The sequence below is a fragment of the Clostridium sp. Marseille-Q5894 genome (genome assembly GCF_946902305.1).
GTDB lineage: Bacteria > Bacillota_I > Bacilli_A > Erysipelotrichales > Coprobacillaceae > Thomasclavelia.
This window is the reverse complement of record NZ_CAMPPT010000007.1, coordinates 118,007-130,415: the sequence shown is the minus strand read 5'-3', so window position 1 is coordinate 130,415 and position 12,409 is coordinate 118,007. Positions and strand designations below refer to the sequence as shown.

Annotated in this window: 6 protein-coding genes; 1 reads left to right on the top strand and 5 read right to left on the bottom strand. The window is 30.5% G+C overall.

What is annotated here, in order from left to right:
* Positions 1–3 precede the first annotated feature (3 nt).
* Positions 4–384: an ATP-binding protein gene (locus tag OC535_RS11250; protein WP_498823894.1), complete on the top strand. Its 381-nt coding sequence runs from the start codon at positions 4–6 to the stop codon at positions 382–384.
* 62 nt (positions 385–446) lie between these two features.
* Here OC535_RS11250 and OC535_RS11245 read toward each other — a convergent pair whose 3' ends face one another.
* The 5 genes from OC535_RS11245 to OC535_RS11225 form a co-directional block, all read right to left on the bottom strand.
* Positions 447–1,268 carry an aldo/keto reductase family protein gene (locus OC535_RS11245; RefSeq protein WP_051409446.1) on the bottom strand — a complete coding sequence of 274 codons (822 nt, stop codon included), beginning with the start codon at positions 1,266–1,268 and terminating at the stop codon, positions 447–449.
* 217 nt (positions 1,269–1,485) lie between these two features.
* A complete protein-coding gene (locus OC535_RS11240; protein WP_498823862.1) occupies positions 1,486–2,262 on the bottom strand; it encodes an HAD-IIB family hydrolase in 777 nt (258 codons plus the stop codon).
* A complete protein-coding gene (locus tag OC535_RS11235) occupies positions 2,262–4,031 on the bottom strand; it encodes a fructose-specific PTS transporter subunit EIIC (protein ID WP_498823861.1) in 1,770 nt (589 codons plus the stop codon). The genes OC535_RS11240 and OC535_RS11235 overlap by 1 nt, the downstream gene beginning before the upstream one ends.
* 201 nt (positions 4,032–4,232) lie before the next feature.
* Positions 4,233–5,306, bottom strand: a complete 1,074-nt coding sequence (gene eutH, locus OC535_RS11230) for an ethanolamine utilization protein EutH (protein ID WP_498823860.1) — start codon at positions 5,304–5,306, stop codon at positions 4,233–4,235.
* Positions 5,307–5,449: 143 nt separating this feature from the next.
* On the bottom strand, positions 5,450–11,974 hold the full coding sequence (locus OC535_RS11225) for an alpha-N-acetylglucosaminidase TIM-barrel domain-containing protein (protein ID WP_498823859.1): 6,525 nt from the start codon (positions 11,972–11,974) through the stop codon (positions 5,450–5,452).
* Positions 11,975–12,409 lie beyond the last annotated feature (435 nt).

Genomic DNA, 12,409 nt, shown 5'->3' with positions numbered 1-12,409 from the left:
AATATTAAATTAAGTCTTAATTTATCATTACCTGAAGCTAGTCCATTAAATGATGTTGAATGGTGTATCATTCTTGGTAATTTATTAGAAAACAGTATTACAGCTTGTTTCCAACAAAAAGATACTCATAAATTTATTCAAATCAATAGTAAAGAAACTGAACATACGTTTTATTTAGTTTTTAAGAACAGTTATAATGGTAAGATTAGAAAAATTGGTAGTAAATATCTTTCATTAAAAGATGATCCTAAGCAGCATGGTATTGGTTTGGAATCGATAAAAAGTATTATTTATAAATATCAGGGGACTGTTGATATTTATGCCGATAATAAACTATTTAATGTCGGTATAACGATTCCCATAAGTTCTAAATTATCAAAATAAGGAAGAATTAATTTATTGAAACATTCAATAAAACTAATTCTTCCTTTTTACTTTACTTGATCCTAAAAATCAAATGTATTTGGATCATGGCTTGTACGCTGATTTTTATTTAAATGATTTAAAATTTTCATATCTTCTTCATCAATAGAAAAAGAAAAAATATCTATATTTGACTGCATTCGCCCTTTATTTTTCGATTTAGGAATAGGGATGATATTTTGCTGAACATTCCACCGAAGAAGAAGCTTAGCAACACTACAGTCATATTTATCAGCAATTTTTTGTAATTTTGGATCTTCTAGATTTCCACGTAATAATGGACCCCACGCCATAATCTGAATATTATTTTTTCGACAATAATCTAATAATTCTTGATTATGGAGGAAAGGTGTGTGCTCAATTTGATTTATCATTGGTGGAATACGACAATTCGCTAAAAGAAATTGTAATTGTGAAACTTCAAAATTACATACTCCAATACTTCTTACTTTTCCTTTTTCATATAACTCTTCTAACGCTTTCCATGTCGATAAAATACGTTCTTTATTTTGACCTGGCCAATGAATTAAAAAAGCATCCAAATAATCAGTCTGTAAATCGTTTAAAGTTTCATAAAAACTTTTTATTGTTTGTTCATACCACTGATTTCCATTATCTACTTTACTAATGAGAAATAATTCTTCACGATTAATCGACACTGCTTGTAATGCATTTCCAAGACTTTTTTCATTTTTATACATTTGTGCTGTATCAAACAAACGATATCCACAATCTATAGCATTTTCAATGATTTCTTTCATCATATCTTCACTATCAATTTTAAATACCCCCATACCAACAAGGGGAATATTTACACCATTAGATAATGTAATATTTTCCATCATATTTGTCCTCCTTATTTAATATTTATCATGTCATTAAAAAAGAAGCCAGGGGAGGCTTCTAAATGATGGATGAGATTTATGGGAGAGGGAATCATCCATCATTTTGAGTTGTAAAACATATATGAGGGGATTAATATATTTTACATATTATTATGGTTGTCTTTCGACACTATTATCCTATCACCACTGTATGAATTAAATGTGAACTAATTAAAATTTATTCTTTAATCCATCCATGAACTTTACAAGCATTATAGATTCCATCATTGATATTGCTATTTGTGATATAATCCGCCTTTGATTTTAACGCATCACAAGCATTTCCCATTGCAATTTTATAAAAACGTTTATCAAACATTACTAAGTCATTATAATCATCCCCAAAAACAACTACATCATCTAAACTACCACCCATTAAATCAATCATTTCAATGATTCCCTTTTTCTTATCATCAGGCTGAAACATTAAGTATTCTTTTTCAAACCGTAACGATCCCAAAGTATCTTTTAAAGTTAATTCCTCTTCTTTATCACCAGGTATCGAAATATAGATCTTATAGATATTCTCCAACTTAGCATAATCTATTTTATCATCAATTAAATAACGTGTCGGTTCTTTACGAAACCCAGCCTGTTTAAAAAATAACATATTTTTACTAACAACATCTTTACTATCATATGGAGCAACTAAGACACCATATCCTAAGCTTTCAGCCTCATTAATAATGGCTAAAGCTTTAGCATGATCAAGCGGGGCATTTCTAATCAATTCATGATTGATCACAATTCCATTTCCCCCATTACAAACCATATTTCTTAATCCAGCTTCTTTCAAAAAATCTTTTGCTTTATAATATGCTCTACCTGTTGCAATAGCAACAAAATGTCCATTTTTTCTTAACTTATCTAAAGCCTCTCTAGCACTTGGAACAATTTTACCAGTTCTATTATCAGTAAGTGTTCCATCAATATCAAAAAATATATATTTTTTCATTATTCATCGCCTGCCTCTCTCCATAATCCATAAACAGTCCCACCACAAATCATTCCTGCCAATAAGGCAATAAGAAATCTTAATGGATGTGCTATTAATGGTAAAACAAAAATACCACCACAAGGAACCATAACTCCACAGTTATACACCATTGATAGTCCCCCTGTAATTACTGAAGCAATAATACATGTAACTGTAACTAATTGCGGTTCTTTTTGAATAAAAGGTAAAATTCCTTTAGAAACAAATGCAAACCCCATTAAAAAATTATCTCGTCCTAATTTCTTTTCCTGAATAGAAAACTTATTTTCAAACAAAGTAGTTGCAAATGCAATCGCTAAAGCTGGAGCCATACCTGCTGCCATAATTGCCGCCATGACATCAAAATTTCCTTCCAATATCTGACTAACCCCAAAAATATACCCTATTTTATTAACAGGTCCACCTATTGCCATCATTGCACCAGCAGCCATACCTAAAATCAATTTAAAACCTAAATTCATTTCACCAATAAAATTACTGATCGTATGATTAAATATTCCTATATAGGGACTAATTAAATATGTGATCATGCCAGCAAAGATAATTGAAAATAGTGGGTAAATAACTGCTGATTTTACTTCATCAAATTGTTTAGAAATCTTTTTACATGATCTTTGTAAAAAGATTACTGCATAACCACCTATAAAACCAGCAACAATTCCTCCTAATAAACCGGGATTATTTACATCATTTAAATAAATAACGTTTAACTGTGTAGCGACACCGCAACTAAACCCCGCTGCAAAACCAGCCTGCTTCGCTATCGTTTGACCAATAAATCCAGCTAAAAGAGCAACGATCATCCCTTGAATCGCATTACCAAACACATAACTATTAGCTATCCAAACATTATCTACTAAAGAAGATATTCCAAACAAATTATAGGATACAGCTAAGGTTGCAATCGATATCAAAGCTCCCGATCCCACTAACACTGGTATGATCTTATCGACTCCCTTACTTAATTGCTGAAACATCCGCTTTAAAATTACTCGATTGGGTTTTATTGTTTTCTTTATTTTATCTTGATAGTGAAAAATATCTATCTCTTCATTTACAGCCTGATGCAACAAAATTTCAGCTTTATCACTTTCAACATCTTTTATCAAGATTACCGGTTTACCATCAAATCTTGACATCTCTACCTGTCCATCACCTACAATAATAACACATTTTACTTTTTCTAACTCTTCTTTAACTTCTAAATCATCAATTTCTACTTTAAAAGAAATATTCATTTCTTTAGCTTTACTCATTAAATTTCTCATTGCCCTAGTTTCACTCTTACAAGCATCAACAAACAAAAGATCATAACTATTTTCTATCTTATTTTCAAATTCTTTAACTAAAGCTATAAATTCTTCAGAATTTTGAGCACTGATCAATCGTTCTTCAAATTTACGATTTCTTAACATTTTTAATAAAAGTGTTAAATAAATATTAATATCATCTTTAGGTACTGCTATCAAAAAAAACAATTTTGCTAGACTATCTAAAGAATCATCTCTAATGATCAGAATCGATAATTTTGGTTCTTTATCTATTGGTACATAAAAAATCATCGTTTCTTCACCTGCTTTTGTTGCCGTTTCGATAATTTCATGTTTATCGATTTCTTGATCACTAAGCTGCATCAAAGCAATCAAATGATCAATAACCTCATTATTGCTTATTGTACCAGTATATAAATCAATCCCTTGTATATCAAATAAATCTATTATCTTCATTAATAATCACCCTCATATATTAAATTATCATCTATATTACGATTCTTTTCTAGAATAATTTTTTAATTACTTAATAAAATACACATGCATTTTACCGTCTTTAGTATATACTCACAACTCCTTTTCGTCAAATTAAGCAAATAAGATTTAAACCCTATTATAACAATTATTTGTATTTAATTAGAAAAAAAGTCAGATTCTTTAATCCGACTTCTTCTTTTTCAACTTATAAAACAGCATTACAAAAATAATTGCTAAAACACCTGCTACGATCTTACTTATCATATATACTAAAACTCCTTGACTATCAACTACACTAGAAATAAATCCCAATTGACCTCCAAATACATATGCCCCACTAACACTAAATGCTGCATTTATCATTTTTCCCTTTCTATCCATCTGACTAAATAAAGGAATCATTGCAATACTTGTTCCTAAACTCAATAACAACCCCATAACACTAGTACTGTTTATTCCTAATTTTTGTCCAACCATAAAAATAACTCTTGAAAATTTTTTAATAATAATATCACTTAAAATCATCGATCCACAAACAACGATACACATTCTTAATACAATGACCATAGCTTCACTAATCAAAAGATCATTAGTAAAAGAAAGATTATTAAAAAATAACTGTAAAATTACTAAAGCAAACAAAATGATACTAATAATTCTAATTATATAACCAAATAAAGTTAGTACAAAAATTGTTCGATCATACGAAAAATATAGTGCCATGATCAAGACTAAACATAAAAGTAAGATTGGCAAAAGATTTATTAGTAAATGAGGGATTTGTAGATATAATGCTACAACGATCAAAACTAAAGGCAGACTTAAAATACCATATACCAGCCCACTAATAAATGGCTGTAAATCGTCTTTTTTTAAGGAAGCTAAAAAAATCGGTAACTGAAAACTAATTGTTTGACCAAGTGTAGATGTTAAAACTACTCCCGAAAAAATTAAAAAGATTTCACTATTTAATCCTGCTACAATCGAAAAACCACCCATATCGGGAGCCAGAATACTTCCAATAATAATGCTGGGATCAAAAGCAGAATCAGTACCTATTTTAGTAATTATATCAACATTTTTTTGAATTAACGCTATAGCAATGCAATAAAATCCCGTCATGCTCATTGCAATACTTCCCATTGAATTGATTCCTTTATCAAAAGCTTCTACTAAACCTAAGCGATTATTTAAAATTTTATCTAATAAACCCGCTAAACATAAAACCAACATAATTAAAATAAAAAAATTCATCCATTTCCCTCTATTCTATATATTCTAATTATATTTATTTTATCATTCTACTAAAAAAGAAAAAAGAGCTAAACATTAACAAAAATAAAAAGGCTAACAAAATAACTACTTTAAACTAATTACTTTGTTGCCTTTTAATTAAATTATTTCAAACTTTTTCTTTTTCTACCTCCATATAAAGCAATTAATGCTAATACTACTCCTGCAAGTGAATAAATAGGATCGATATTATCACCCGTAGCTACACTTACAGTTGAATCACCTGAATTTATTACCTTTACATGTAATCCTGCCAATGCTTGTGTTAAAGCATCTTTTGTAATATTAACCTGTTCTTGACTTACTTCAGGATCATCTAAGACAAGCTGTGCTTTATTTAATGTTTCAGTTACTATATCCCATGTCTTAGCACTATATTTTGTACTATTTAATCCCTTTGCCTGATTGATCAGTTCTTGTAATAGTTCTTTATTTGGTTTCAATCTTAACTCTAAATATGCTTTTGTTAGTGCTTGATAAGCTGTATCTACAGCCTCCTGGCTGGCCTTTTCATCTGCTAATACTGTTTGTCCATTTTCTAATACTGACAACATTACCTGCCATGATGATTCGATATACTTACTTTCATCTAAACTCAATACTTTATTTACCATTGCCTCTAAATATGTCTTATCTACTTTTTTAACTTCAACTAAACTGTCAATTGCAACTTGAAGATCATTATATACTTGATCTACTTCTTCCTGCATTGCATTTTCATCACTCATTACTGCATTGGCTGCTTCTAAGGCTTCTTTAAATGCCATCCATGAAGTAACTGTATAGTTTTCTTCTGCATAACTATTTGCTTCATTGATCAAAGCTTCTAAAGCACTCTTATCACCTTTTACAAATTCCAACATCTGCATCGCAACTGATAAGCGAGCAAATGAAGCATTGATAGTTTCCTGACTGGCACTATCATCAGCTAAGATTACTGTTGCTTCTTGTAGTGCTGCTTTAAATTCATTAACGACAGCTGGAACAACATTAGCTAACTGTTCTTCAGTTACATTATTTGCCATTTCAACAGCTATTGATAATGCTAATTTATTTACTACAGCAATTTTTTCAAGAGCATCCATTGCTTTATTAAGATCAATTATCATTGCATCTATTTCTTGTTGATTTACACCACTATCTAATAACTCAATGGCTTCTGTAAGTTTCGCTTTAAATACATCTTTTGCAGGTCCATCTTGATAATCATTTAAATCAAGTTCTTTAGCAGTCTTAATTAATTGTTGTAATTCCTCTTTATTTACAACTTCTTTTATCCGTCCCATAACAATTAATTCTTTAACCATTACAGGCGTTCTTTTCCCTGAACTTTCTAATTGAACATTAGTAATTTCTAATTTAATATAACGAGCAAAAGTATTTTCTAAATTATAAGTATCTTCAATATCATTTGGTAAGCTATCCGTATCTTTATGGCCTATTTCAAACCATTCCTCACCATCAACACTGCCATAAACAGTATAATGATGCCACACATTGCTACCAAAATTAATTTCTACCTCATCAATTTGATATTCTTCTTTTAAATCAATGATCGCCCATGCTGGAGTAATCTTATCTTCGTATGGCGCACCTGTCAAACTCAAACGTCCAGCATTCCAAGCAGTTGATAGATTGCCGTCAACTAAATTACTAGAATTACCACTTGGATCATTATGCGCAGTCACTGGTTTATTCAATGATAGATTAAATATGCCACTTAAATTTAAATCAGTTACGGCATCATATAAATTCCAATATACTGTATTTATTTCATCAGGAGCAGCTTCATTATCAGCTGCTTTTTTAGCTGAATTCAAGATATTATTAAAATCTATAATCTTACTTTCTTCATTACCACTTGTATTTATACTTTCACAAAATTCAATAAGACTTTCTAACTGATTTAAAGTTGGTAATACCCTTTCACCATATGCTCTTATTTCACCAATACTTAATTCCGCGATATTATTTATACCGACAAGCTTGATATAACGAACGCTTCCCTGGACAGCAAATTTTGTTTCATCACTTATTCCTTCACCAATTTTTAACCAATCAACACTATCTTCACTAACCCATATTTCATAGTCATATATATCATTTACAATAACATTGATCTCACTTAGCTGGAATATTCCAATTAAATCAACAATAACTTGTGGTGCTTTTTCATCTTTTGCTTTAAGAGAATATGTTGTCACTGTGTCACCATCATTAACAGCACTTGCATCAGCTTTTAAATCATTACTATCTTTAACGATTCCTGTAAGAGCAAGATTTCCAATATTGGCATCAACATCGCCACTAATTGCACAATTTTCTAGTACTTTTTCTAATACTTCGTAAATTTCTTCTGGCGAATCCTTAGCATCCCTTGTATACTCTTGATCACTCATATTCCATTTCCAATATAAATCAAAGTAACCGTTTTTATCAATATTATTTAATGGTGTCCCATTTTCCATATTTGCTTCGACCCGATTTAAATAATCGCTCCAGATATTAGTATAAAGATCTTTAAAAATTCCTTCGTAATTACGCCAGCCATAATCTTTTAAACTACGATGTCCGGCTCTCGATCCCCAAGATGTAATTAATGCTTTAGCATTCATTGTAAATGAATCCATTGCAAAATCATCATAATTAGCAGCAATATCTTGAGCCTTACCAATCCATTCACCACCTAGTTGTTCCTTTTGGGTAGCTTCTACTTCATTTAAAATTTCAAAGGCTTTTAAAAATTCTTCTTTGTATTTTTTAAATGCTTCTAAATCATTTGCACTTTTAGCTGCTAAAACATCATTGTATTTTAATACTGCATAATTACTTACTTGTTGACGCATTATTTCACTTAAATCATATAAATAACATTCACTGTCTTTAAATTTATCGAAGTCTCTAATAAGCAGTCTTAAAGCGCTCTCTAATTGATCAGCCCCATAAGGGATATTTTGTTCCTTGTAATCTTGCGGTGCTTTAGATTTCATTCCAAACAATTCATTAGTATATCTTACACCATGATCATAATTGGCATCTTTCATGATCTGCCAGGCCATTTGCGCATTTTGTGAAGTTCCACCATATCTTCTTTCTATATATCGATCAAGCCAATCATCTAAGTCAAAATCATCATCAGCCCACGCTAAATCAAAAATCAAATCATACATTACAGGATTATCATATTGTGCCTCTGAGATAATACCTAATCCTACCATGTGTGAAGAAGTTTTTTGAGCTTCCATAATATCATCTACCATGACCTGCATCTGTCCATGCATTGATGGATTACCACCAAAGTTTGCAAGTAATCCCCAAGCCCAGCTAGTACCATTAAACTCTTTAGCATCTAATTTAGTACTACCATAACTTGTTCGATCATATTTCGTCCAGTCTGAAATTGGATATTTAATCAAATCAACGATCAATACATGATCTTCGCGATTATCACCCATTCCTTTTAATAGATCATTAGTTGGATTACTCTGCCATCCCTGAACTACCCATATAGCATCTTGATCATAATCAAGCATCGATTCAAGTACTTCAGCTGCAATAGTCGCATCACTTAACCCAACGGGACGGATCCCACCTTCATGGAAAGGATCGACTGCATAATAATCACTGGTAGCTCCATAAACAAATTCCTGAGCCTGATAAAATAACTGTGCATATAGATCATATTCTTTAGAATCTGTCGCAATCATATCAGGACGACTAAAGCCATTCCAATTCCCCTGTTTAATTACAGTTACATCAGGCTGATATTCATTAAAATTAGTTGGTACCATACCGGCATACCCTTGGAGAATCGTTTGCATTCCTAATGATTTTTTCCAGCGTTGTGAAGATCTAGCTAATTCTAAGCGATCTTTTACATAACCATCAGGAACTGGTCCGCCAAATGTTTCCATATTATCCATAAACTGCCATGCATAATAAGCGGGTCCACTCAACCAGTCTTTAGCATCATCAAAAGAATAACCAAAATTCATTAAAAATTTGATCCAGGTTGCTTCTTGACCGGCAAGATCAAGCACCACATTGACTCCATTTAATGCTAGCCAATCATTCTCTCTTTGCCACTGTTCTTCACCAAAGAAAGCAAATGTATAACTCAATGTACAATAATTATATGCATAGCGTACTTGATATGGCGTTTCTTTTTTGATGATTTCATTTACTTTAACTAGTTCATCAGGCATATTTACCTGCATTGTCTGTTCTGAAATATGCACATTTAAATAATTCTTGAAATAATAATTTAATCCTGTAGTAAGCGATAATCCTTCATTACCTTTAATATGAATTTTATCATCCTGGTCACTAATTTCATACCAGTCATTTTCACTATCATCATCTACAAGTTCAAAACTAAACCAGTTGCGATATTCTTCACCAATCGTCCGATCAATAATACCATAAACATTTTCAATTGTCTCTTCTTTAGTAATTGTAGCTGCATACTCACTTTCATCATAAGAAGTTACATCAAGAATTTCTTCCAAAGTCCCATTTTTTAAAACACCTTCATTTGTTTGAGCTGCTGTACCATAAGCTTTAACTTCTGTTAAATAAGCTTTGTCATCACCTTGGGTATATTCAATATATACTCTTAAAATACGATATGACAGTGCTGTATCAAAAATAATTTCATCACCTTCGTTTGTTGCTAAAGAGTCAACATGTTTTTGATATAAACGGTCATATGTAGAACCATCATTACTTCCATAAACTGTATACCAGCAGTTTTTACCTTCTAAAGTATATATTTTTAATTTAGTTAATTCGTATGTATCCATCAAATCAATATCTACATATGATGGATAAAATGATCCTGACCAATAAGTAGCAAGATCACCATCAGTTACTTTATCACTTTGGGTCTTTGATAAATTACTTCTTGTCGGTTTATGATAAGCAATATTATCAACATCCTCAAGATCTCGCACTAATACTAAAGCTTCTTTAGCTTTTAATAGTTTTTCATAAGAAACATGATTTTCTAATGAAGTCCCTTCAACATATTCCTGTTGTACTTCATTTAATACTTGGGTTAAAACTGAAAAACTTTCTTCAGTATAATTACTACTATCCAGCTCTTTACATTCATTGATCAAAGCTTCTAATTGTCCTCGATAATTTTGATAAGAACCAACGATCTTTGCCTCTAGTGTACCATCACCACTTTCTTTGCTATGGAACATAATTGAGGTATCTAACTTATTTTCGGCACAGACAAATACCGTAATCTCATTTATACCATTTTTAGTTAATTCTTTTATCTTACTGCTGATATCAATATTCACTGTTTTTTGAAGATCTGGTTTTGTTTCATATTCATCACCTTGAGCAATTGTAAAATCACAAAGCAGATTTTCACCATCATGTTTGATCGATGCTGGTTTATTATTCCATGTAAGTGATGATTCACTCCAGTTAGTATCATCACTATAATAGAAATGATATGTCTGCATTCCATTATTGAACCCTGGATTCTTAAACATATTAAAGCTTAATTTAAATGTATCAAAATCACTTTCACTTATTTCTTCTAATGTAGGTAATGCAAATTTCATTACCCCAATGATTTCATTTCCATTTGGATAATATTTAGAATTTATAACTTTATAATTTTTTCCCACATACTGTGCTCCATGCGCCTGGGTAATATTTTCATAGCTATATGCACTAGTCCCTTTATCACTTCTTATATAACCATCTTCTAAGACAGGATATTCAGCTATTAGAGCCTCTTTAGCAGCAAGCAATGCATCATAAGCATTATCTATTTCTACTGTTGTTCCATTTTCAAGTACTGCTCTAGCATTATTTAAACTAGCTGTTAATAAATCATAACTTGTCTCAGTATAATTCCCCTTTTCTATCGACATACATTTATCAATTAACTGTTCTAGTCTATTTTTACTATAGTTACTATTTGAAGCAACAAGTTTTGCTCCTAAACTACCATCGCCACTTTCTTTACTGTGAATCATTAATGAAGTATCCGCTTTTGACTCACCTTCAACATAGATAGTTATTGCTGTAATGCCTTTTTCTACCAATTCTTTAGTTTTTTCTGTTATATCAATTCGAATTCTTTTTTCATCATCATTTTTACTTTCATATTCAAAACCTTGAGGAATTGTAAAGTCAAATAAAATTTCACCAGTTCCAATACCTGCTGGTTTATTATTCCAAGTAAGTGTAGTTTCACTCCAATTTACATCATCAGTATAATAGAAATGATATGTTTGTCCTGATTTATTGAAATCAGGGTTTTTAAAAATATTAAACTCAAAGTCATATGTATCAAGTTCGTTTTCATTGATTTCTTCAATAGATGGCAGCTCTAATTTCATTACACTTATGATCTTAGAACCATCTGGATAATATTTGGTATTTATTACTTTATAATTCTTACCAACATACTGCTGCCCGTGAGCTTGAGTAATATTTTCATAATTATAATTATTGTTAGCATTATTACCACTTCTAATATATGCATCTGCATTTACAGGATATATTATTTCACCATCAGATACTGCTTTTGTATAATTTATTCCCGTAACAAAAGTAGAAATTATAATTGCTATAACAAGAAATCCCTTTAATATCCTTCTCATTTTTATATCCTCCTTTACTAATATTTAATTTCTTATTATATTTATATTATAATATATTTTTAAGGGTAAAATTCTACAATAAATAGTAAAATAATACAAAAATACATTAAATATATGTTATATTTAGTAATATACTTTCATTTAAATAATAAAGGTAAAGATTATTTTCTCTACCCTTTAATCACAACTTTATTCTTTGTGTCGCCCTACTATTACATTTTCATTATAATAGTCTTATTAAATAACTCTAATTCATATTTATTAGCGTAATTTCTTTTAAAATAGTTTTTCTATTCTTTGTGATATCAAAAAACTTAATAATCATAGATTTAATTTTTTTACCTTAATGAATAAAACAACATAATATTCTTTTATTTTCATAATTTTTTATTCTAATAAATAATTGATCATCTTATTTTGAATATCCTTATTAAT

What these genes read in the sequence shown, in the direction of transcription:
- OC535_RS11245 (WP_051409446.1), bottom strand. Translation starts at nt 1,268, where the DNA reads ATGATGGAAAATATTACATTATCTAATGGTGTAAATATTCCCCTTGTT.
- OC535_RS11240 (WP_498823862.1), bottom strand. Translation starts at nt 2,262, where the DNA reads ATGAAAAAATATATATTTTTTGATATTGATGGAACACTTACTGATAAT.
- OC535_RS11235 (WP_498823861.1), bottom strand. Translation starts at nt 4,031, where the DNA reads ATGAAGATAATAGATTTATTTGATATACAAGGGATTGATTTATATACT.
- eutH (WP_498823860.1), bottom strand. Translation starts at nt 5,306, where the DNA reads ATGAATTTTTTTATTTTAATTATGTTGGTTTTATGTTTAGCGGGTTTA.
- OC535_RS11225 (WP_498823859.1), bottom strand. Translation starts at nt 11,974, where the DNA reads ATGAGAAGGATATTAAAGGGATTTCTTGTTATAGCAATTATAATTTCT.